This window comes from Roseibacterium elongatum DSM 19469 (assembly GCF_000590925.1).
Taxonomy (GTDB): domain Bacteria; phylum Pseudomonadota; class Alphaproteobacteria; order Rhodobacterales; family Rhodobacteraceae; genus Roseibacterium; species Roseibacterium elongatum.
On sequence record NZ_CP004372.1, the window covers coordinates 2,146,122 to 2,167,815 of the forward strand.

At 66.9% G+C, this 21,694-nt stretch carries 23 protein-coding genes and 1 pseudogene; 17 read left to right on the top strand and 7 right to left on the bottom strand.

The window, feature by feature from the left end; translation table 11 throughout:
• Positions 1-175 precede the first annotated feature (175 nt).
• The 5 genes and pseudogenes from ROSELON_RS10405 to phnN all read left to right on the top strand — a co-directional run bounded on the left by ROSELON_RS10405 (position 176) and on the right by phnN (position 3,712).
• Positions 176-1,037: pseudogene (locus ROSELON_RS10405) on the top strand (alpha-D-ribose 1-methylphosphonate 5-phosphate C-P-lyase PhnJ).
• Positions 1,034-1,711, top strand: a complete 678-nt coding sequence (locus ROSELON_RS10410; RefSeq protein WP_025312337.1) for an alpha/beta fold hydrolase — start codon at positions 1,034-1,036, stop codon at positions 1,709-1,711. The pseudogene ROSELON_RS10405 and the gene ROSELON_RS10410 overlap by 4 nt, the downstream one beginning before the upstream one ends.
• Positions 1,708-2,478 (top strand): phosphonate C-P lyase system protein PhnK, encoded by a 771-nt coding sequence (gene phnK / locus ROSELON_RS10415; RefSeq protein ID WP_025312338.1) that lies wholly within the window; start codon positions 1,708-1,710, stop codon positions 2,476-2,478. Before ROSELON_RS10410 ends, phnK begins: the two co-directional genes overlap by 4 nt.
• A gap of 11 nt (positions 2,479-2,489) precedes the next feature.
• Entirely contained in the window at positions 2,490-3,170 is a 681-nt protein-coding gene (gene phnL / locus ROSELON_RS10420; protein WP_025312339.1) for a phosphonate C-P lyase system protein PhnL, read from the top strand.
• Positions 3,170-3,712, top strand: coding sequence for a phosphonate metabolism protein/1,5-bisphosphokinase (PRPP-forming) PhnN (phnN, locus tag ROSELON_RS10425; protein WP_025312340.1), 543 nt, complete (start codon positions 3,170-3,172; stop codon positions 3,710-3,712). Before phnL ends, phnN begins: the two co-directional genes overlap by 1 nt.
• On the opposite strand, the gene ROSELON_RS10430 is transcribed toward phnN, so the two are convergent.
• Positions 3,694-4,380 (bottom strand): DUF1045 domain-containing protein, encoded by a 687-nt coding sequence (locus ROSELON_RS10430; protein WP_025312341.1) that lies wholly within the window; start codon positions 4,378-4,380, stop codon positions 3,694-3,696. The genes phnN and ROSELON_RS10430 overlap by 19 nt on opposite strands.
• A gap of 46 nt (positions 4,381-4,426) precedes the next feature.
• Here ROSELON_RS10430 and ROSELON_RS10435 point away from each other — a divergent pair, with 46 nt between their 5' ends.
• Complete coding sequence (locus ROSELON_RS10435; protein ID WP_025312342.1) at positions 4,427-5,572, top strand: alpha-D-ribose 1-methylphosphonate 5-triphosphate diphosphatase; 1,146 nt, start codon at positions 4,427-4,429, stop codon at positions 5,570-5,572.
• A gap of 70 nt (positions 5,573-5,642) precedes the next feature.
• On the opposite strand, the gene ROSELON_RS10440 is transcribed toward ROSELON_RS10435, so the two are convergent.
• Together ROSELON_RS10440 and ROSELON_RS10445 are read right to left on the bottom strand one after the other, a co-directional pair.
• Complete coding sequence (locus ROSELON_RS10440) at positions 5,643-6,476, bottom strand: sugar phosphate isomerase/epimerase family protein (RefSeq protein WP_025312343.1); 834 nt, start codon at positions 6,474-6,476, stop codon at positions 5,643-5,645.
• An 11-nt stretch (positions 6,477-6,487) separates the two neighbouring features.
• A complete protein-coding gene (locus tag ROSELON_RS10445) occupies positions 6,488-7,639 on the bottom strand; it encodes an alpha-D-ribose 1-methylphosphonate 5-triphosphate diphosphatase (protein ID WP_025312344.1) in 1,152 nt (383 codons plus the stop codon).
• A gap of 428 nt (positions 7,640-8,067) precedes the next feature.
• On the opposite strand from ROSELON_RS10445, the gene phnD reads away from it, so the two are divergent.
• The 6 genes from phnD to ROSELON_RS10475 all read left to right on the top strand — a co-directional run bounded on the left by phnD (position 8,068) and on the right by ROSELON_RS10475 (position 13,617).
• Positions 8,068-8,997, top strand: coding sequence for a phosphonate ABC transporter substrate-binding protein (phnD, locus tag ROSELON_RS10450; RefSeq protein ID WP_025312345.1), 930 nt, complete (start codon positions 8,068-8,070; stop codon positions 8,995-8,997).
• A 96-nt stretch (positions 8,998-9,093) separates the two neighbouring features.
• A complete protein-coding gene (gene phnC, locus ROSELON_RS10455; protein ID WP_025312346.1) occupies positions 9,094-9,900 on the top strand; it encodes a phosphonate ABC transporter ATP-binding protein in 807 nt (268 codons plus the stop codon).
• Positions 9,901-9,911: 11 nt separating this feature from the next.
• Positions 9,912-10,853 carry a phosphonate ABC transporter, permease protein PhnE gene (phnE, locus tag ROSELON_RS10460; protein WP_025312347.1) on the top strand — a complete coding sequence of 314 codons (942 nt, stop codon included), beginning with the start codon at positions 9,912-9,914 and terminating at the stop codon, positions 10,851-10,853.
• Entirely contained in the window at positions 10,853-11,710 is an 858-nt protein-coding gene (gene phnE / locus ROSELON_RS10465) for a phosphonate ABC transporter, permease protein PhnE (protein WP_025312348.1), read from the top strand. The genes phnE (ROSELON_RS10460) and phnE (ROSELON_RS10465) overlap by 1 nt, the downstream gene beginning before the upstream one ends.
• Positions 11,711-11,721: 11 nt before the next feature.
• Positions 11,722-12,339, top strand: coding sequence for an LbetaH domain-containing protein (locus tag ROSELON_RS10470; RefSeq protein ID WP_025312349.1), 618 nt, complete (start codon positions 11,722-11,724; stop codon positions 12,337-12,339).
• Positions 12,340-12,411: 72 nt separating this feature from the next.
• Complete coding sequence (locus tag ROSELON_RS10475) at positions 12,412-13,617, top strand: NAD(P)/FAD-dependent oxidoreductase (protein ID WP_025312350.1); 1,206 nt, start codon at positions 12,412-12,414, stop codon at positions 13,615-13,617.
• A 3-nt stretch (positions 13,618-13,620) separates the two neighbouring features.
• Here ROSELON_RS10475 and ROSELON_RS10480 read toward each other — a convergent pair whose 3' ends face one another.
• Positions 13,621-14,547, bottom strand: a complete 927-nt coding sequence (locus ROSELON_RS10480) for a ribokinase (protein ID WP_025312351.1) — start codon at positions 14,545-14,547, stop codon at positions 13,621-13,623.
• Positions 14,548-14,684: 137 nt separating this feature from the next.
• Between ROSELON_RS10480 and ROSELON_RS10485 the strand changes: the two genes are divergently transcribed.
• From ROSELON_RS10485 to ROSELON_RS10495, 3 genes are all read left to right on the top strand, one after another.
• Positions 14,685-15,533: a fumarylacetoacetate hydrolase family protein gene (locus ROSELON_RS10485; RefSeq protein ID WP_025312352.1), complete on the top strand. Its 849-nt coding sequence runs from the start codon at positions 14,685-14,687 to the stop codon at positions 15,531-15,533.
• A 32-nt stretch (positions 15,534-15,565) separates the two neighbouring features.
• Positions 15,566-17,704 (top strand): RND transporter family protein, encoded by a 2,139-nt coding sequence (locus ROSELON_RS10490; RefSeq protein ID WP_025312353.1) that lies wholly within the window; start codon positions 15,566-15,568, stop codon positions 17,702-17,704.
• 126 nt (positions 17,705-17,830) lie between these two features.
• A complete protein-coding gene (locus tag ROSELON_RS10495) occupies positions 17,831-18,157 on the top strand; it encodes a hypothetical protein (RefSeq protein WP_025312354.1) in 327 nt (108 codons plus the stop codon).
• A gap of 9 nt (positions 18,158-18,166) precedes the next feature.
• On the opposite strand, the gene ROSELON_RS10500 is transcribed toward ROSELON_RS10495, so the two are convergent.
• The 3 genes from ROSELON_RS10500 to ROSELON_RS10510 all read right to left on the bottom strand — a co-directional run bounded on the left by ROSELON_RS10500 (position 18,167) and on the right by ROSELON_RS10510 (position 20,072).
• Positions 18,167-19,222: a YeeE/YedE family protein gene (locus ROSELON_RS10500; protein ID WP_025312355.1), complete on the bottom strand. Its 1,056-nt coding sequence runs from the start codon at positions 19,220-19,222 to the stop codon at positions 18,167-18,169.
• Positions 19,223-19,285: 63 nt separating this feature from the next.
• Positions 19,286-19,588, bottom strand: coding sequence for an ArsR/SmtB family transcription factor (locus ROSELON_RS10505; RefSeq protein ID WP_038651412.1), 303 nt, complete (start codon positions 19,586-19,588; stop codon positions 19,286-19,288).
• 175 nt (positions 19,589-19,763) lie between these two features.
• Entirely contained in the window at positions 19,764-20,072 is a 309-nt protein-coding gene (locus ROSELON_RS10510; RefSeq protein ID WP_051508468.1) for a thioredoxin domain-containing protein, read from the bottom strand.
• A 158-nt stretch (positions 20,073-20,230) separates the two neighbouring features.
• On the opposite strand from ROSELON_RS10510, the gene ROSELON_RS10515 reads away from it, so the two are divergent.
• Positions 20,231-20,971, top strand: coding sequence for a cytochrome c biogenesis CcdA family protein (locus tag ROSELON_RS10515; protein ID WP_025312358.1), 741 nt, complete (start codon positions 20,231-20,233; stop codon positions 20,969-20,971).
• A 30-nt stretch (positions 20,972-21,001) separates the two neighbouring features.
• Complete coding sequence (locus ROSELON_RS10520) at positions 21,002-21,592, top strand: thioredoxin family protein (RefSeq protein WP_025312359.1); 591 nt, start codon at positions 21,002-21,004, stop codon at positions 21,590-21,592.
• Positions 21,593-21,694: the final 102 nt, after the last annotated feature.

The window sequence follows — 21,694 nt, forward strand, 5'->3', positions numbered from 1 at the left end:
CGGATCGGGGGATCCGGCCGGGGCGGGGGTGTTTGCGAAGCCCTTGGTTCGGGGCGTCGCGGTCCCGGATCAGTACGGTATACACTGCCGCGCCGATGATCGCGGCCACCACGGCGACGAGACCGCCAAAACCCCCAAAGCACCCATTCCATCGCCAATGCCCTCCGAGGCTCTCATGTCTGACTACAACTTCGCCTATCTCGACGAACAAACCAAGCGCATGATCCGCCGCGCGATCCTGAAAGGGGTCGCCGTGCCGGGCTATCAGGTGCCCTTCGCCAGCCGTGAAATGCCCATGCCATACGGCTGGGGGACGGGGGGCGGTTCAGGTCAGCGCGGCCTGCCTCACGCCGGATGACAGGCTCAAGGTGATCGACCAGGGGGCCGATGACACCACCAACGCCGTCTCGATCCGCAAGTTCTTTGAAAAGACCGCCCGGGTGGCCACGACCGAACACACGGCCGAGGCCACCGTGATCCAGACCCGCCACCGCATCCCCGAAACGCCACTGACCGAGGATCAGATCCTCGTCTATCAGGTGCCGATCCCCGAGCCGCTGCGGTTTCTCGAACCCTCCGAGGTCGAGACGCGCAAGATGCACGCGCTTGAGGATTACGGGCTGATGCATGTGAAGCTCTACGAGGATATCAGCCGCCACGGCGAGATCGCGACCGCCTATGCCTACCCGGTCACGGTCGAGGGGCGTTACGTGATGGACCCATCCCCGATCCCGAAATTCGACAACCCCAAGCTGGAAAGCGCGGCACTACAGCTTTTCGGTGCGGGGCGGGAACAGCGCATCTACGCCGTGCCGCCCTACACCAAGGTCGTCAGCCTTGATTTCGAGGATTACCCCTTCGATCCGTCCAAGGCGCCGCATGCCTGCGCGCTTTGCGGGGCCGAGGACAGTTATCTGGACGAGGTCATCACCGACGATCGGGGCAGTCGCATGTTCGTGTGTTCCGACACCGATTTCTGCGCCTCGCGGCGTGCGGAGGGGCATGTGGGCAAACTGGGCGAGGCGGTGCCCGCATGAGCGAGACCGTCTGGATCCATGGCACCGGCCTGAACGGGCTGCGCTGGGGGCCGCAGGCCGAGACGGGTCTTTGGCCCGATTTGCCCGGCCATGGGGCCGCGCCGCGCGCCGGTGACACGGTCGCGGCCTATGCCAAGGCACTGGTGCCGGGCCTGCCGCCGCGCTTTGCCATCGTCGGCCATTCGCTGGGGGGCATGGTGGCCATGGCGCTGGCGGCAAGGGCCCCCGACCGCTGCCGCGCCTTGATCCTGATCGACGTGCCGCTGTCGCTGCCCGACTGGATGCCGAAACGTCTGGGTGTCTGGACCGCGCCCGTGTTTTCGCGGTTTCCCGGCCCGCGCGGCTTTGCCCGGATGATGGCGCGGCGCACTGAAAACGTCACGGCTCGCCCCGCGATCCGTGACCGGATCGAGGCAATGGACCGTGGCGGTTTTCAGGATGCGATGGTGGCCACCGCGCGCTTTGACGGTCGCCCGTTATTGCCCAAGCTGACCATGCCGGTCCTGTCCCTGCTGGGGCGCGACAGCATGCTGACCGGGCAGATGGAGCGGCATGCCTATGCCGCCCTGCCCAAGGCCGAACTGGTCGAGATCGAGGCCGGCCACATGCTGCCCTTCGATGCGGCCGAGACGATCGACCCGATGATGACCCGTTTTCTGGAGATGCACCGATGACGCCGCTTTTGTCCGTTCAGGACCTGACGAAACGCTATGGCGCACGGATCGGGTGCGCCGATGTCGGTTTCGACCTGTACTCCGGCGAGGTGCTGGGGATCGTCGGTGAAAGCGGATCAGGCAAATCCACGCTGCTCAATTGCCTTGCCGGGCATCTGGCGCCGGACGCGGGGCGGGTGGTCTTCGACACCCGCGCCGACGGGCCGCGCGATGTCTTGCGGATGTCGGAACCCGAACGCCGCATGCTGGGCCGCACCGATTGGGCCTTTGTCCACCAGAACCCGCGCGACGGGTTGCGCATGCGGATCAGCGCGGGCGGCAATGTGGGCGAACGCGTGATGGCCGTGGGGGCGCGGCACTACGGCGATATCCGCGATCAGGCACTGGATTGGCTGGGCCGGGTCGAGATCGCGGGCGAGCGGATCGACGACCGTCCCTCGGCCTTTTCGGGCGGGATGCAGCAACGCCTACAAATCGCGCGCAACCTCGTGACCGGGCCCCGGCTGGTGTTCATGGACGAACCGACCGGGGGCCTTGATGTGAGCGTGCAGGCCCGGCTGTTGGACCTGATCCGCGGGCTTGTGCGGCGCATGGGTCTTTCCGCCATCGTGGTGACGCATGATCTGGCTGTCGTACGCCTGTTGGCGGATCGGCTTATGGTGATGAAGGACGGCCATGTGATCGAGACCGGTCTGACCGATCAGGTGCTCGACGATCCGCAGGCCGCCTATACGCAGCTGCTCGTCAGCTCGGTTCTGCACGTCTGAGGAGGCCCCCGATGATCAAGGTCGAAAATCTCGCTAAGAATTTCACGCTCCACAATCAGGGCGGCGCCGTCATCCCGGTGATCGAGGGGGCGGGGTTTTCGGTCGCCCCCGGTGAATGCGTGGCGCTAACCGGCGAAAGCGGGGCGGGCAAATCCACCGTGATGCGCATTCTCTACGGCAACTACACGGCGCAGGGCGGGTCGGTGCGGATCGATGGCATCGACATCACCCGCGCTGCGCCGCGCGAGATCCTGGCGCTGCGGCGCGAGACGCTGGGCTATGTCAGCCAGTTCCTGCGCGTCCTACCGCGTGTGCCCACGCTGGAGGTGGTGGCCGAGCCGCTGCTGGCGCTGGGGCGCAGCGAAGACGCGGCGCTCGACCGCGCCCGCGATCTGCTGACGCGGCTGCGCATCCCCGAACGGCTGTGGTCGCTGTCGCCCACGACCTTTTCGGGCGGGGAACAGCAGCGCGTGAACATCGCGCGCGGCTTTGCCCATGGCTACCCGGCCCTGCTGCTGGACGAACCCACCGCCAGCCTGGACGCCACCAACCGCGAGACGGTCCTGTCCCTGATCGAAGAGGCCAAGGCTGGTGGCGCGGCCATCGTCGGCATCTTTCACGATCTCGAGGCGCGCGCCCGTGTCGCCGATCGCGAGATCGACGTGTCGGCCTTTACCCCGAGGGCGGCGTGATGGCGGGGCGGTTCATCGCCGTGGTCGGGCCGTCAGGCGTCGGCAAGGACAGCGTGATGGAGGCGCTCTGCGCCGCGCGCCCCGATCTTTATCGCGCGCGCCGCGTCATCACCCGACCCGAAGCGGTGGGCGGCGAGGCGTTCGACGGGATCAGCCCGGCCCTGTTCGCGGCGCGGGCCGCTGGCGGGGATTTCGCGCTGCACTGGCAGGCGCATGGGCTGAGCTACGGCATCCCGCGCGAGGTGCAGACCGTGTTACGCGGCGGTCGGGATGTGTTGGCCAACCTCTCGCGCGGAGTCCTGGGCAAGGCAGGCCGCGCGTTCGACGATGTCCACGTGCTGCATATCACCGCGACCCCCGAGGCGTTGAAGCGCCGTCTGGCCGGGCGCGCCCGCGAAAGCGCGGCAGACATCGCCCGACGCCTGTCGCGGCCAGCGCCCGAGATGCCCACCGACCTGACGGTCACCGAGATCGACAACTCCGGCCCGCTTTCGGAGGCCGTGGCGCAGGCCATGGCCGCGCTCTACCCTGCGAGGGTATAGCGGTGGAGCAGATGAAACATGCCCTCGGCGTCCTCGCCCATCAGGCACAGGCTGTCCAGAACGAAAGGGGCGGTCAGCACCGGCGCGAAATGCGTGGCCAGGGCGGCGCGCGTGACCTCGGCCTGCGCGCTGGGCAGTTTGCCGGTCAGCGTCAGGTGAAAGCGGAACGCGTCCATCACGTAAGGATAGCCCCAGCGCCTGAGGTAATGCTCCTGCCGGTCGGACAGGCCCGGTTTGCGGCGCTTGGCCAACTCGGCCTCGGATGCCGGTGCACGGAACCCGTCCAGCGCCTCGACGGTCGCGGACGCCAGGGCCGACAGCGCCGGATCGGGCGTTGCGGGCACAATGGCGATGAACGAGCCCAGGCGACGCAGCTCCAGCCGGTCGATCACCACGGGGGACCGCGTGGCGCAAAAGGCGCGCGCGGCGGCGTCGAGCGCATCGGCCTCGTCGGGATGGGTCAGGCGGAAGGGCGGCTTGATCGTGCCGTGAAACCCGTATTTGCGCGGCGTGGCCGTCAGGGCGGCCGCTGTGGCGGTCAGACCCGCAACCTCGGGCTGCGCGAGGCTGGTGCCCGTCACGCTGTCCCAGCCCAGCCATTGGGCGCCGGCGCGATAGAGCGGCCCCTCGGGGACCGCGTAGATGCCGTATCGCTTGAACCTATCCATATTCCCTGCTCCGGTTGATGCACACATGCCCAAGGACCACGCCCTGATGCCCGACACGCTGACGCTTGCCAATGCCCGCCTGATCCTGCCCTCGGGGGCGGTGACGGGGGCGATCACCCTGCGCGGCGGCGAAATTGTCGAGATCGCGACCGGGCCGCGTGTGCCGCCGGGTGCGGTGGATTGCGCGGGCGATTACGTGGCCCCCGGCCTTATCGAGCTGCATACGGACAACCTTGAACGTCACATCCGCCCGCGCCCCTCGGCGCATTGGCCGCATGACGCGGCGATCGTGGCCCATGACGCGGAACTGGCGGCCTGCGGCATCACCACGGTGTTCGACGCGATCCGCGTGGGGTCGATCGAGGGGAAGGGCGGAATCGGCTGGTCGCGCTATGCCCGCGACCTGGCGCACGAACTGCTCGAGATGCGCGCGGCCGCGGCGCTGAAGATCAGCCACCATATCCACCTGCGGGCCGAGATCTGTTCCGAAACCCTGATCGAGGAACTGGCGCAGTTTTCGCCCGAGGATCGCGTCGGTATCCTGAGCCTGATGGATCACACGCCGGGGCAGCGCCAATTCGCCGATATCGACCAGTACCGCACCTACATGAAGGGCAAGCATGGCCTGAGCGAAGAGGTGTTCATGGACCATGTGGCGACCCGCAAGGCCCTCGGCGATCGGGTGCGCGACGCGCATGAGGCCGCGGCTGTGGAGGCCGCACAGCGCCTGGGCGCGGTGCTGGCCAGCCATGACGACACCACGTTGAGCCATGTCGTGCGCTCGGCCGGGCACGGGATTGCACTGGCCGAGTTCCCCACCACCAAGGAGGCGGCGCGCGCCTGCCATCAGCACAAGATCAAGGTCATGATGGGGGCGCCCAACCTGATCCGGGGCGGGTCGCATTCGGGCAATGTGGCGGCGCGGGACCTGGCCGAGGCCGACCTTCTGGATATCCTGTCGTCGGATTATGTGCCCGCGGCGCTGCTCTATGCGGCGGTGAAGCTGGGCGAGATCTGGGACGACATGGCGCAGGCCATGGCCACGGTTTCGGCCGCGCCGGCGCAGGCCACGGGGCTGATGGATCGCGGGCGGTTGGCCGAAGGGATGCGCGCCGACGTGATCCGCTTCGCCACCGTCAAGGGCGTGCCGGCCCTGCGCGGTGTGTGGTCGGCGGGCACGCGCGTGGCGTGAGGGGGCAGCGCCTCGGCGGGCCTTGAACCCGCCTCGGCGCTTGGGCGCGGGGCGGCGCGCGGCGGTGCCCTCAGCGGGCAAGGCCCTGACCCGAAAGGTAGTCCATGGCAACGGGAATGTCGGCGGCCTCGCGCAGTTCCAGCACAAGGTGCGGGCGCTGCGGCAGGGCGGCGATGGCGGCGAAGACCGCGTGCCAGTTCACCGTTCCGCGCCCCGGTGCCCAATGGCGGTCGGCGAACCCATCGGCATCCTGCAGATGCACATGGGCCAGCAGCGGGCCGGCATCGGCGATGAAGTAATCCACCGGTGGTGCGCCCGTCGCGCCGTGGGCGTAGTGCGCGTGGCCGGTGTCGATCGAGAGTTTCACCGCGTCCGACCCGAAACTGCTGGCCAGATCGCGGCGAAAGCGCGGGTCGATATCCTCGATGTTTTCGATGACCAGCGTGATGCCCTCGGCCTCGGCCAGCGCGACGGCCTCGCGCAGGATGGCGTGGACCGCGTCGATCTTGCGCTCGGCGGCGGCGGGCGTGGCCCCGATACGCGGGTTGTTTCCGAAATTGAACCAATCCCACGTGGAATAGGGGGAATGGATCACCATCTGTGACGCCCCGAGCGCGGCGGCAGCGCGCACCCCGCTGACGTAGCGCCGGGCGACGATGGGCGCGATCTCGGGGTCTGCGGTGTCGAGGGCCAGATCGTAGAACGGCCCGTGGATGCCCAACCGCCCCTCGAACCCGTCGAGATGGGTGCGGGCGGCGGCCACGCGCCCCGGCCAGTCGCCCAGCAGAACCTCGGGCAGCAGAAAGTCCTGCAGTTCGAGATCGCGCTGATCGGCGATCAGCCAATCACGGAAGCGGGGCAGGTCGGCCACCATCAGCGCGGCCCCGATCTTGAGCGGTGTCATGGTCGATCCCCTCAGAAAACCTGCCGGCCGGCGCGCCAGACCGCCTGAACGACCGGCTGACCATCTTGCAGCCGCACAGCGACCAGATCGGCGCGCAGCCCGTCGGCGATGGCCCCGCGATCCTTCAGACCGGTCAGTTGGGCCGGGGCGCGCGTGACCAGCGCGATGGCGGCGGGCAGATCCTGCGGCAGGGCGGAATCGGCGGCGATGGCAAAGGCCGCATCCAGCGGCGAGCGCGGGATATAGTCGGAGGCCAGCGCATCCACGAGGCCATGGGCCAGCAACTCGGCCACAGCGACATTGCCCGATTGCGAGCCACCGCGCAGGTAGTTCGGCGCACCGGCGACGATGGACAGGTCCGCTTGGCGCGCGCGGCGGGCGGCGGCCAGCGTGGTGGGAAACTCGGAGATATGGACGCCCTCGGAGACGGCCTGATCGACATGACCCTCGGTCCGGTCGTCATGGCTCATCAGGGGCAGGGCGTTGGCCTGGGCGGCGGCGATGACATGGGCGCGCACCTCGGGTCCGCAGCTGCGCGAGCGCGCGAACAGGTCCTCCATCATGGCGCGGCCTGTCACCTCGTCGACCTCCATCTCGTGGATCATGTGGTTGAACCATTTTTCCACATCCGGGCTTTGGCGGTCGCCGGGCGTGTGATCCATAACCGAGACCAGCCGCGCCACGGGCAGGACGATGATGGCGTCGGTCAGGGCCATGGTGGTGGGGTCCGAGATCTCGCAGCGCATGTGCAGCAGGTGGTCGGCGCGGAACAGGCCGCGATCCTGCCCGTGGATCAGGGCGGCGACCAGCGGCCCGAGAATCTCGCGCCGTTCGGGGCGTTTCATCGAGGCGCCGACGGACAGGCTGTCGAAGACGGTGGTGGTGCCGCCGGAAACCACCACGCCGTCATGGGCCATGAGCGCGGGCAGGAAGGACCAGATCACACCGACCCGAGGGTGGGTGTGACGTTCGACGTGATCGGTGTGCAGATCGACAATACCCGGGATCAGGAAGGCCCCGCCGAGGTCGCGGTCGCCAGCGGCCCGGGTCAGCCCGGCGATGCGCCCCGCCTCGATGGCGAGACCGCCCTCGACGATGCCGTCGGGCGTGACGATACGGGCATTGGACAGTGTCAGCAGGGCAGGGTCGGCCTGATCGAACATCGCATGTCTCCTTGCGGCAGGGATGCCCCGACAAAGGCGCGGTTTGTAACGGGTACATGCCAGCGGGATGATCTTTTGGTGACAGGGCGCCGGTGCGGTCTGAAGGATGCCGAAGGGTTATCGGGCGATTCCGACACTTCAGGTTGAGTGGCCCGCCCCGCGATCCACGCCTGGGGTGCTAAACTCAACAAATTCTGGGGTTGTCGATGCGGCGATCCGGCGTGTGATGGCCACCCTGTCACTGGGCGATCGGCGAAAGCGCCGGGCGGATCAACGGCTTGGCCTGTGGTTACAGAGCTTTCACATGGATTTTGCCGAGCGGTCACAAAACATCCCTAGCACCCCGAGGCGACGGGGTGGGCTGCGACGGTCGCGGTGATGCCCCGCACCGGATCATTTCACCGGAACTAGCCATAGGGACCAAACCCATGATGAAACCGACGATTGCCGCGCTCGCCCTGGGCGCGACGGCCCTGACCTCCACCGCCGCACTGGCCCAGGACGCCGACTGGCGCGACGAGGTGCCGGTGTTCCGCATCGGCCTGCTGGGCGGCGAGAACGAAGCCGACCGCCTGCGCGACCACGCCTGCCAGGAAGCCTACCTGGAAGAACGTCTTGGCGTTGACGTCGAACTGTTCCCCGCATCGGATTACGCGGGCGTGTTGCAGGGCCTGCTGGCCGGCCAGCTGGAATTCGCGGGCCTCGGCTCGTCCGGCTATGCCGGCATCTACCTGCAGGACAAGGATGCGGTCGAGCCGCTTTACACCACCATGCAGATCGACGGCTCGCTGGGCTATTACTCGGTCATGTACACCCGTGCCGACAGCGGCATCGAGACGCTCGAGGACATGGAAGGCCGCAGCCTTGCCTTTGCCGACCCGAACTCGACCTCGGGCTACCTTGTGCCCTCCTATGAACTGGCCGAGCAACTGGGCGGCCCGCTGGAAGGGTATTTCGGCGAAACCGGGTTTGGCGGCGGCCACGAGCAGGCCGTTGTGGCGGTGCTGAACGGTCAGTACGATGCCGGCGTGACCTGGACCTCGGGTGTGGGCGACATCAACCAAGGCTATTCGCGTGGCAACCTGCGTTCGATGGTGGATCGTGACATGCTGGACATGTCGGAAATCCAGATCATCTGGCAGTCGAACCTGATCACCAACGGCCCGCGCGTGATCCGCTCGGACCTGCCGCAGGACCTCAAGGACCTGGTGATGGGCGCCATGATGCAGCTGCAGGTCGAGGATCGGGCCTGCTTCGACGCGATCAACGATGGCGAGGCGATGGGCTACTGGCCGATCAACCACGCCTTCTACGAGCCGATCATCAACATGCGTCGCGAACTGGAAGGTCAGCGCTGAGCGCCGACCGGACCGAACGGGGGGCCGGTGCCTGTGCGTACCGGCCCCTTGGCCATGGCTATTGGCCCGCATCAAGGCGCGAAAAGGGGACGCACCATGCTCAAGCTTGAAAAACTGACCCGCAGGTTCGGCGACACCATCGCCGTCGGGAACGCCAACCTCGAAATCCCGGACGGGCAGATGGTCGGCATCATCGGCCGCTCGGGCGCGGGCAAATCGACCCTTCTGCGCCTGCTGAACCGCCTGATCGACCCCTCCGAGGGGCAGATCCTGTTCGGCGACACCGATATTGCCCAGCTCTCGGGCAAGGAGCTGCGGGCTTGGCGCTCGGATTGCGCGATGATCTTTCAGCAGTTCAACCTGGTGGGGCGTCTGGATGTCATCACCAACGTGTTGACCGGCCGTCTGCACACCATCCCCACCTGGCGCTCGATGGCGCAGGTCTTCACCCCGCGCGAACGCGCCTTTGCGATCCAGGCGCTCGATCGCCTCGGAATGGCGCATACGGCGCTGCAAAAGGCCGAAACGCTGTCGGGCGGCCAGCAGCAGCGCGTCGCCATCGCCCGCGCTCTGGCGCAAGAGCCCAAGATCCTGCTGGCCGACGAGCCCATCGCCTCGCTCGACCCGATGAATGCCAAGATCGTCATGGACGCCCTGCGCGACATCAACACCCAGGATGGCATCACCGTCATCTGCAACCTGCACACGCTGGATACCGCGCGGCAGTATTGCGACCGTATCATCGGCATGCAGGACGGCCGTATCGTCTTTGACGGCACGCCCGATCTGCTGACCACCGGCATGGCGCGCGAGATCTACGGCGCCGAGGCGAATGAAGCCTTCAACGAGGCCGCGACCTCGACCGCAATCCCGGCCGCAGCGCGCGTGCGAGAACTGGCCTGACGGAGCATCCCATGTCTGACATCAGCATGATGGGCGGCTCGGCCGGTGCAACGGGCGACGCCCCGCACGACGCCGTGCATGCCTTTGAACGCCATCGCGCCGAATTGCGCGCCTCGAAACGGGTGTGGAACATCGTCCTGCTGGTCGGCTTCGCCCTATGCCTCGGGCTGTCGGTCTATATCAGCCAGTTTTACCCCGACCGGCTGGCCAATGGCGTGCCGCGCATCTTCGAATATTTCGGAACCATCATTCCCGATCTGCAATGGGATCTCCTGTTCGAGGGGCGCACCGAGGACGGCCGCGCCGTGCCCGGCTCGCTGATCTACTGGTACACGGATTTCTGGGACTACATGGGCCTGATCTTCGAGACGGTCCTGATGGCGATCACGGCAACGCTCCTGGGCACCTTCTTTGCCTTCATCCTCAGCTTTTCGGCCTCGGCCAATTTCGCGCCGTCGCGTTGGGCCTATTGGATCTCGCGCCGCGTCTTCGAGATCTGCCGCGGCATTCCCGAGATCCTGCTGGCGCTGGTCTTCGTGTTCATGATCGGCATCGGCCCCCTGGCCGGCGTGCTGGCCATTGCCATCCACAGCACCGGCGCCCTGGGCAAGCTGTTCGCGGAGGTCAACGAGAACGCCTCGTCCCGCCCGGTCGAGGGCATCACCGCAGTCGGCGGGACCTGGGCCGAAAAGATCGCCTACGGGGTCGTGCCGCAGGTCGCGCCCAATTTCTTCAGCTACGCCATGCTGCGCTTCGAGATCAACGTGCGCGCCTCGTCGATCATCGGCTTCGTGGGCGCGGGCGGCATCGGGCAGGAGTTGAACCGCGTCATCTCGTTCTACTCGGATGACCGGGTGCTGGCGGTTCTGATCCTCGTGATCGCGACGGTGACCATCATCGACCTGATTTCCGAGCGGGTGCGCCACGGCTTCATCGGGCGGGAGAATTTCTGATGATCATCGCTTCGCTGTCCATAATGGACGACGCACAGATCGACAGCATCCGCGCGGCACATCCCGGCGCCTTCGGCGGGGTCGGGCAAACGGTGCGTCGCTGGACGCCGTGGATCATCGCCCTGGTCTACGTGATCGGGTCTCTGTGGTATTTCGAGATCTGGAAACTGGCCGACGCGTCCCAGCGGGTCTGGGACCTGCTGCGCAATTTCGTGGTGTGGCGCGACATGGCCGATTGGCAATACGCCAACATCTACAAGGGCATTGCGCAGACGCTGGCGATGGCGTTCCTGGGCACGCTTCTGGGCACCATCGGGGCGCTGTTCGTGGGGTTTCTCGCCGCAAGGAACGTGGTGCGCATCGCGCTGGTCCGCCATCTCGTGCGCCGATTTCTCGATATCCTGCGCGGTGTGGATCAACTGGTCTGGGGGCTTGTCTTCGTGCGGGCGGTCGGCCTTGGCCCGCTGGCCGGTGTGCTGGCAATCTTCGTGTCGGATCTGGGCACCTTGTCCAAGCTCTATTCCGAGGCGATCGAGAATATCGACCGCAAGCAGGTCGAGGGCATCCGCTCGACCGGGGCGGGGCCGCTGGCGGTCATCCGATATGGTTATATCCCGCAAGTTCTGCCGGTCTTCATCTCGCAATCGCTGTATTTCCTCGAGTCCAACACCCGTTCGGCCACCATTCTGGGCATCGTGGGCGCGGGCGGTATCGGCATGATCATCATCGAACGCTTCCGCGCCTCGCTCTATGATCAGGTGGCCTTCGTGGTGTTGAATGTGCTGGTGTTGATCTTTGCCATCGACTGGCTGTCGAAACGCATTCGCCTTTGGGTGATCGGCGTACGCCACGATTGAAGGATGACGCCATGAGCAAGAAGACACTCGGGGTGGCACCGACGCTCCACCCCGAGGCCGAGCTGGGCGCGGACGTGACGCTTGGCCGCTACACCGAGGTTGGTCGCTTCACGAAAATGGCCGCCTGCGAGATGGGCGACTATTCCTACATCTGCGAGTTCGGCCACGTCATCTGGTCGACCATCGGCAAATGGACGAACATCGCCAACATGGTTCGGCTGAACCCGGGTAACCATCCGACATGGCGCGCGTGCCAGCATCACGCGCTGTATCGCGCCGAGCAATACGGGTTCGGCGAGGACGAGGCCGAGTTCTTCGAATGGCGCAAGGATCACTGGGTCACCGTCGGTCATGACGTGTGGATTGCGCATAACGTCACGGTTCTGGCGGGCGTCACCATCGGCACCGGGGCCGTGGTGGGGGCCGGGGCCGTGGTGACGAGGGATGTCGACCCCTACATGATCGTCGGGGGCGTCCCCGCCAAGCCGCTCAAGCGGCGGTTTTCGCCCGCACAGGCCGATGCGCTGATGGAGATCGCCTGGTGGGACTGGTCGCATGATGTCTTCGGGGCCGCGCTGCCCGATTTCCGCGCGCTGTCCATCGACGCTTTCATCGAGAAATACCGCTAGCCGCCCGCGCGTCTTGCCAGCCCGCCCGATCCCGCGCTAGGCCGTTGCACGTGCGGACAAGGCGGGGTGGGCATGGCCGACAAGTATGATGTTGTGATCGTTGGCGGGGCCGTCATCGGCTCGGCGGTGGCGAGTTACCTGACCTCGGACCCCGATTTCGGGGGGCGCGTTCTGGTCGTCGAGCGTGACCCAAGCTATGCCTTCGCCTCGACCGGCCTGTCGGCCTCGGGCATCCGCACCCAGTTCTCGCACGAGATCAATGTCAGGATCAGCCAGTATGGCCTTCAGGTGATCCGCGACTTCGCGGCGATCGCGGCAACCGATGCCCCCGGCCCGGATCTGCATTTTCACGAGGGCGGGTACCTGACGCTGGCCAATAGCGAAACGGCCGCGCGCATCCTGCGCGAGAACCACGCCGTGCAGTCGGCCTGCGGCGCCGATGTCGTGCTGTGGGATCAAGACGAGCTGTCCCGTGCCTTTCCTCACCTCAATGTCGCGGACATCCATCTGGCGGCCTATGGCCGGTCGGGCGAAGGGTGGTTCGACAATACCGGCCTGATGCAGGGGTTTCGCGCCAAGGCCCGGGCCCAAGGGGCCGCGTATATCAACGACGAGGTCGTGGACCTTGTGACCGCACAGGGCCGCGTCACCGAGGTCATCCTCACGTCAGGGCGACATGTGTCCGCCGGAACCGTGGTCAACGCCTCCGGTGCACGAGCGGCCCAGGTGGCGCGCATGGCGGGCCTTGAGCTGCCGGTCGAGCCGCGCAAACGCACGGTGTTCGTTTTTGACTGCGCCCGGACACCACAAGGCACCGCCACGGTCAATGGCGGCCGCCTGCCGCTGATGATCGACCCCAGCGGCGTCTATTGTCGCCCCGAGGGGCGCTATTTCCTGACCGGGGCGCCGCCGCTGGAGGACCCCGCCGTCGACTGGGACGATTTTGACCCGCGTCACGAGGAATTCGAAGAGATCATCTGGCCCGCGCTCGCCGAACGGTCCCCGGCCTTCGAGGCGATCAAGCCGATCCGTCATTGGGCCGGGCATTACGATTACAACACGCTCGATCACAACCTCATCGTCGGACGGCACCCGGAATGCCCCAATTTCATCTGTGCCAACGGCTTTTCCGGCCACGGTCTGCAACAGGCCCCGGCCACGGGCCGCGCCGTGGCCGAGTTGATCGTGCATGGCGGCTATCGCAGCCTCGACCTCGGTGCCTTCGGGGTCGAACGCATCCTTGAAAACCGCCCGCTGCTAGAAAAGGTCGTGATCTAGCCCTCACGCTCCGGTCAGCAGCCGCTCGATCTCGGGGCGGGTCGGCATCGCCCGTGCCGTGCCGTGGCGGGTGACCGACAGCGCCGCCGTGGCGGTGGCAAAGCGCATCGCCTCCTCGGGGCCGCGCCCCTCGGCCAGCGCGGTGGCCAGCCCGCCGTTGAAGGCATCCCCCGCGCCAGTCGTGTCGACCACCGGCCCGGCGTCCATGGGCCGGGTGTGGAATTCACGGGCGTGATCCACCCACAGCGCACCCTTTTCCCCCAGTGTCAGGATCGCGGCCTTGGCCACACCACGGTCCAGCAACGCCCGCGCCGCGGCCTCGGCACTGGCGAGATCGGTGACCTCGAGGCCGGTCAGCCCCTCGGCCTCGGTCTCGTTGGGGGTGACGTAATCGCACAAGCCCAACAGCGCGTCCGGCACGTCGGCTGCCGGGGCGGGGTTGAGAATGGTGATCGCGCCCCCCGTGCGCCCCGTGCGCAGCATCGCCTCGGCCGCGTCCAGGGGTTGTTCCAGCTGGGTCATCACCACCTTGGCGCCCCGGATCAGATCGGCCCGTGCGACGACGTCGGCCGCCGAGATCTCGCCCCCGACGCCGGGGCTGATGATGATGGCATTCTGGCCCGTCGCCTCGTCGACAAAGACGAAGGCCGCGCCGGTGAACCCCTCGGGATCGACCGTGGCCAGCGATGTGACCCCGGCCTCGGCCCAGATCTCGCGCGCCATCGCGCCGAAATCGTCGTCGCCCAACCGCGTGAGATAGCCGACCGTCCCGCCCGCCCGTGCCGCGGCGACCGCCTGGTTCGAGCCTTTGCCCCCCGGCCCCAGCGCAAAGCCCGACCCGATCAGCGTCTCGCCCATGCGCGGCAGGCGCGCGGCGCGGTAGGCGGTATCGGCGACGAACACGCCGAGGATCACGATGTCATGGCTCATGGGCGGCCTCTCGAAACCAGGGTGCGCGCAGACTGGCCCAGCCACGCGGCAGCGTCCATGCCCGAGTTCCGTCTTGAACCCGAGGTCACGCTTGGGCACACCCGTGCGGGAGAACTGCAACCAGGGAAGGGCGAGACATGAAACTGCTGCGCTATGGCGAGGCCGGCGCCGAGAAGCCGGGGCTTTTGGATGCGGCGGGGCAGATCCGCGACCTCTCTGCCCATTCGACCGATATCGCGGGCGCGGTGCTGACGCCCGAGGGGTTGGCTCGTCTGGCAGCCCTCGACCCCGACAGCCTGCCCCGGGTGGAGGGAACACCGCGCCTGGGGCCCTGCGTCGGGGCCATCGGCAAGATGGTGTGCGTCGGCCTGAACTATGCCGATCACGCCGCCGAGGCGGGCATGGCGATCCCGCCCGAGCCGATCCTGTTTTTCAAGGCGACCAGCGCAATCTGCGGGCCGAATGACGATATCCGCATCCCGCGCGGTGCGCAAAAGACCGATTGGGAGGTCGAGCTGGGCATCGTGATCGGCAAGCCCGCGTCCTATGTCGACGAGGCCCGCGCAATGGAGCATGTCGCGGGCTATTGCGTGGTGAACGACGTGTCCGAGCGGGAGTTCCAGATCGAACGCGCGGGCCAGTGGGTCAAAGGCAAATCGGCCGATACCTTTGGCCCCACAGGTCCCTGGATGGTCACCGCCGACGAGATCGCCGATCCGCAGGCGCTGGCGATGTGGCTTGAGGTGGACGGCCACCGCTATCAGGACGGATCGACCGCGACGATGGTCTACGGGGTGCGCCACCTCGTCAGCTATATCAGCCGGTTCATGAGCCTTCAGCCCGGCGACATCATCTCGACCGGGACGCCGCCGGGCGTCGGCATGGGGCAGACGCCGCCGGTGTTCCTGCGCGCCGGCCAGCAGATCGCCTGCGGCGTCGAGGGCCTGGGCACCCAGCGTCAGAGCACCATCGCCTGGGACGCCTGAGGTCACCGGGCGGCGGCGGGGGCGGGGGCGGCATGGCGGAACCAGCAGAGCGCGCAAAGATCGGCGGGGTCGCGGGCCTGATGCTCCGCGTCCTGTCGCGGCCGCTCTGGCGGGGGCTGCTGACCCTGTCGCTGATCCTGTCGGTGTTGATGTCGCTTTGGGCCGTGCGGGGCCTGTCGGCAAGTTCCGATCTTGTGCGTGCCCTGGCCGGCCCGTCCGAGGCTTATGCACGCTACGACCGGTTCGCTCAGGCGTTTTCGATTGGCGAGGCCGACGAGGTTCTGCTGGTCCGGTCCGACATCCTGGGCAGCGACGCGGGTCTTGGCGCGTTGGAAGACCTCGTGCTCGACCTGCAGTTCCTGTCGGGCGTGTCTCAGGTGGTCAGCCTTTTCACCGTGCCCGCCGCCGACGGCACGGCGGGCTTCATGGGCAGCCCCGCGGCCCTGGCCATGCCGCCCGAGCAGCGCTTGGCGGCCCTTGTCGATCAGGCGGCCTATGCCGACCGGCTGGTCGCGCCCGAGATCGGCGCGACCCTCATCCATCTGATTGCCCAGCGGGGGACCGATCGGGGTGCAATAGCGGCCGATCTTGTGCCTCTGTTGGGGGCCGTTCCCCCGCTGGATATCCAGATCGTCGGTCAGGCCGAGATCGACCGCACCGTGACGAGTGCGCTGTTGCGCGATCAGGTCGTGGTCACGCCGCTGGCCATCCTGTTTTGCGTGCTGGCGACGATGCTGGCACTGCGGTCGTGGCGGGCGGCCGTGGCCTGCGCGGTGCCGCCCCTGATGGGCACCTTGTGGTTTCTCGGGCTGCTGTCGGCGACGGCCACGCCGCTCGACCCGTTCCTGTCGGTGATCCCCACCATCCTGATCGTGCTGGGCTTTGCCGATTGCATGCATCTGCACTATGCCATCCAGCGTCACGCGGCCGCTACGGGGGCGTCGGACGGGGCCCTTGGCCCGGCCCTGCGCGAAACCCTGCCTGCGGCGGCGATGACCAGTGCGACATCGGCCATGGCCTTTGTCGCATTCGCGGTGATTGGGACCGATGCCCTGACCGCCTTTGCCGTCTGGGGGCCGTTGGGCATGGTGCTGGTCTTTCTGGCCTTTCTGCTGGCCTTTCCCGTGATCCACCGCGCGTTGGGGGTCGAGCGTGCCCCCCGGCGCGATGCCTTCGGCCCGGCTGTGCAGGCGGCGCAGGGCTGGCTGGATCGACCCAAACGCACGACCGTGATGGCCGGGTGTGCGGCCTTGGCGCTGCTGCCCTTTCTGGGGGCGGCCGATCCGCGATTTGGCCTTGATGAACATGTCGAGGCCGACAGCACGCTGGGGCGCGGCCTGCACCTGATGGCCGATGCGGGCCTCGGAAATGCCAGTCTGTATCTCGTCGTGCAGGATGCCGATGGCACCCCCGGCCTGTCCGCGCCGGATGAAGACCGCCTCGCCCGGGCCGCCGCGGTCATCTATGACGGACCCGACACGCGGTCCTTTGCGACCCTGTTGGCGGATCGGGACAGCCCGTTCGTCGCCGCGGACGGACTGTCCTATGCCCTGCCGGTGCTGTTGCCCCTGCCGCTCGAGGGCGCGCCACTGGATGCCGAGGTGGCCCCTCTGGCGGCCGCCCTTGCCGAGGCCGGCCTGGGCGATGTGACGCAGATCGCGGGCTACTCGTTGCTCACCGCCGAACTGGTGCCGCAGATCATCGCCGACATGCGGCTGGCCTTCTACCTCGCGCTCGGTGCGGTGGTGGTGTTGGTCTCGGTACACCTGCGGTCCATGGTGCTGGGCCTGATCGGCGCGCTATCCAGTGCGTTGCCCATCGTCGCGGTCGAGGCCGCCATGGTGCTCAGCGGGACGGGCCTGACGCTGACCGGGGCGATCGCGATGACGATGGCCTTCGGGATCGCGGTCGACGACACGATCCATTATCTCAACCGGCTGCGCCTTGCGCGCGGCGATGTGCCTGCGCGTCTGCATCACGCGCTGGCCAGTGCCGGGCGGCCGATGATCGGAACGACCGTGCTGCTCTTGGCCGGGCTGGGCGCCACGCTGTTCAGCGCGGTGCCCAGCCTGCCGATGTTCGGGCTGTTGGTGGGGTTGGCGCTGGTCGTGGCGCTGATCGTCGATGTGCTGTTCCTTCCGGCGTTTCTGCGGCTTATCCTCAAACAATGACCCGCCTTGCCCCAATCCTTGTCGCCCTGCTGCTGGCCATGCCGGCGGCCGCCGACCCGTTCCCCGACTGCGGGGGACTGGCAGGGCGAGGGGCGCATCATCCGCGAGGATGGGGCCTCGGCCCGGTTGCGCTGCCGCCTCAGTGGCACGACACCCGATTCGCAAAGCTGGCACGCCGAGATCACCTGCGCCTCGGTCGAGGGGCGCTTTGACGGGACGTGGGCGTTGCGCCAGACGGGCGCGCGGGTCAGCGGCACCGGGCATCTGCGCAGCGACACGCCCGAGGATTTCACGATCACCGGCCGCGTCACGCCGGACTATACCGTGTTCGATGTGGGCGACCGCGTCCGCGTTCAGGTGAACATCGCCCCAGACGGATTCGAGATGCGCTTTGCCGAGATCGGGGCCGCCAGCAACGCGCCGGGGGGTGGGATCGTCCGCTTTTCGCGCTAACGGCCGGGCCTAGTGTTGCGCTGCGAAGCCGACGATCAACTGGCGCAGGCCCAGCCAGGCCCCCGCCCAGATCGCTGCCGCCGTCAGCGGCGCCGTATAGCCCAGCACCGAAAAGCCCGATAGCCCCTGTCCGACCGAGCATCCCGCCGCCAGAACCGCGCCCACGCCCATCAGGCCTGCCCCGGCCAGTTGCCGTTTGAGTTGGCGGGGGTCGTCGCACGCCTCCCAATGCAGGCCGAAGCGGATCACGCTGCCGATGCCGCCACCGATGATGACGCCGACAACCGATGCGATCCCGAATTTCGGATCGAGCCCGCTGGAGAACATCGCGTAGTGGATCGTGTCGCCGACCGGCGCCGTAAAGGCGTGCGACACCACGGGCCAAGCCCCGAACCCGGTATTCGCCACCCACCAGGTGCCGAAAAACCCCGAGGTCACGGTCAGGCCCACCAGTCCGCCCCAGAACAGGTGCGAGGCCCGCCGCTCGGTCGGCAGAAACCGGATCGCGGCCAGGATCATCACGACGCCCAGGGCCATGCCGATCAGCGAGGCATCGATGCCCGTGATCCGCTCGGCGGCATGGGCCAGACCCTGCGGACGGTCCGGCGAAAAGGTGACGGGGAAGAGGCGGATGCGCAGCGCCGCCAGCAGGCCCGAGATCGTGACCATGGCGGTGACGCCCATCGCCAGGACGATCACCAGCGAGCGCAGATCGCCCCCGCCGATCCGGGCCAGGTGGCCAAAGCCGCAATTTCCCGCCTGCGCCATGCCGTAGCCGAACATCAGCCCGCCCAGGACCGCGCCCAGGACCGGGAAGGCATTGGTGATGTAGAAGGATTGGCTGATCTCCATCAATCCGGCGGCATCGAGGGCGAAATTCGCCGCAAGGGCCGTGCCGAGGGCCATGACCCATAGCCACAGACGGCTGAGATCGTTGCCATAATGGGCATCCTCGATCATGGCGAGCGTGCAGAACCGTCCCAGCCGCGCCGCAAGTCCCAGGACGATCCCGCCGACCAGACCGATCAGCAGGATGGCCCCGGTTTCCCCGAGAATGTCGAGCATGTTCCCTCCCTGCGTGGCTGAACGCCCGGTCGGCTGCGGGCTCCTCTCCCGCAGGGCCGGCGTCTAGCTGCTGAACAACTCGTAAACCTGTTCGATGATCCGGCGGGCCCGATCATCTGTCAAACTGTAAAAGATCTGCTTGCCCTCGCGTCGGGCCGTGACCAGCCCCTCGAGGCGCAACCGGGCCAGTTGTTGGCTGATCGCGGCCTGCCGCGAGGACAGCAACTGTTCGATCTCGGTGACCGATTTCTCGCCATCGGCCAGGGCGCACAGGATCATCAGACGCCCTTCGTGGCTGATCGCCTTGAGGAAATCCGACGCCTCCTGCGCGTGGTCGCGCAACAGACGCCATGTCGCGTCATCCATAGCCTCACCTGCACGGGGCAAGATCGTCGGCCGGTTGAGCGGCCTGTGCGCACGCGCCCCGGTCTCGCGGGCCTCGGCCTCGCGGGCCTCGTCGGCGGGCGCTGTCCCGACGAGATGCGCGATATCGCTGAACCTTGATGCCGTACGTGCCAAATGTCTTTTCCGCCCTGTCGCGTCAGTTGGTGACAGGGTCCGCCCCCGTTTCCAGATCTACCCCGGTTTCCACGATCATACGCTCAAGAAGTCCCCAAAAGAAGTCCTCACCTGGATATCCTTCGATCCGGCCGATTTCCGTGCCCTCGGAGACCAGGATGAATGTCGGCGTGTAAACGGCGCGGCGCGTGATCGCGAGGTCGTCCGGCATCGGCTGAGACAGCTGCACCTGGCGCAAGGGGGCGGCCCGCCCCTCGGGTGTCTGTGCGTAGGCGTCGCCGACTTCTTCGTGCCATTGCTCGCAATAGAAGCATCCGGCCTGCTCGATCATCACAAGTTCCAGATCGGCCTGGGGCGGGGAGGGGGGCGAGCGCCAGGGCGGCGACCACCATCGCGTGTCGGCAACGGCGCCAGAATCGCGTTTTGGTTGACGCGTCGCTGTCATCGTTTCTAATCTGAATTGTTGAATATGAAACAAAAGGGGCGGTCATGTTCGATGTCACCATCTGGGGGGCGTTTGGGGCAGGCCTCCTGTCGTTTCTGTCACCCTGCATCCTGCCAATGGTGCCGTTCTACCTGAGTTACCTTGCCGGCGTAAGCGTGAATCAGGTCGCAGCGGGCGAAGGCGCGACACCCGCCGTGCGCGCGCGGGCGATCGTGGCGGCGACGATCTTTGCCGCCGGCATCATGACGGTCTTTGTCGGGCTTGGAGCCTCGGCCTCGGTGTTCGGGCAGATGCTACGCGACTGGTTCGACATTCTGCGCTGGATCGCGGCGGCGTTGATCATCGTGATGGGGCTGCATTTCCTCGGCGTTTTCAAGATCGGGTTTCTCAATCGGCAATGGCGCGCCGAGACCGGCAGCGTCAGCAACCTCAGCCTCGGCGGCGCGTATCTGATCGGTCTGGCCTTTGCCTTTGGCTGGACGCCCTGCGTGGGGCCGGTGCTGGCGGCGATCCTGTTCACCGCCGCCGGCACCGAGACGGCGGGGCAGGGGGCCATCCTGCTGACGGCCTACGGGCTTGGCATGACATTGCCGTTCATCGGCGCGGCGGCCTTTGTCGGGCCGTTCATGCGCCTGATGGGCCGGTTCCGGCGCCATCTGGGCGCAGTGGAAAAGACGATGGGCGCGCTGCTGGTCGTCTTCGGCGTGCTGATCGCCACCAATGCCCTGAATTACATCGGGCAATGGATGATCGAGTCGTTCGAGGTGTTCCGCCAGATGGGCTGACGGGCACACGCAAAAAGGGAGGAGTTCGGAATGCTGAGAACCGTCATGGCGGCTGCGCTTGTTGCCATCGCGCCATCCATTGCCGCCGCGCAGGCCCTGACCGGCGATGGCCTGCACGAGGCCGACTGGCTGCACGAGACATTTCGCGACCTGCGCGAGGACCTGGGCGATGCCACGGCCGAGGGCAAACGTTTCGCGGTGATCATCGAACAGCGCGGCTGTATCTACTGCACACGCATGCACGAGGAGGTCTTCGTCGTCCCCGAGATCGAAGAGATGCTGTCAGACGACTTCTTTTTCGTGCGCATCAACATGCACGGTGCGACAGAGGTAACGGATTTCGACGGCGAGGTGATGACCGAAAGCGATATCGCCCGCCGGTGGCGCAACATGTTCACGCCGACGATTCTGTTTTTCGAATCGGATGTGCCGCCGGGCGAATCGGGGGCAGAGGCCGCCGTGGTGACCATGCCGGGCGCATTCGGGGCGCCGACCATGTACGACCTGCTGCAATGGGTGCTGGACGAAGGGTATGACGGCGACGAGGATTTTCAGCGCTATCACGCGAGAATGTTTAACGAACGGGCCGCCGCCGGCCTGCGCATCGGGGGCACGGAGTGAGCTTCGGGTGATTCTCGCGCAGGTTGTATTCACAAAGCGAAATGTGTTGTTGCAATCACGGCGTTAGTTCGTCTACGGTCGTATGCAAGGCGGAACTCGCCT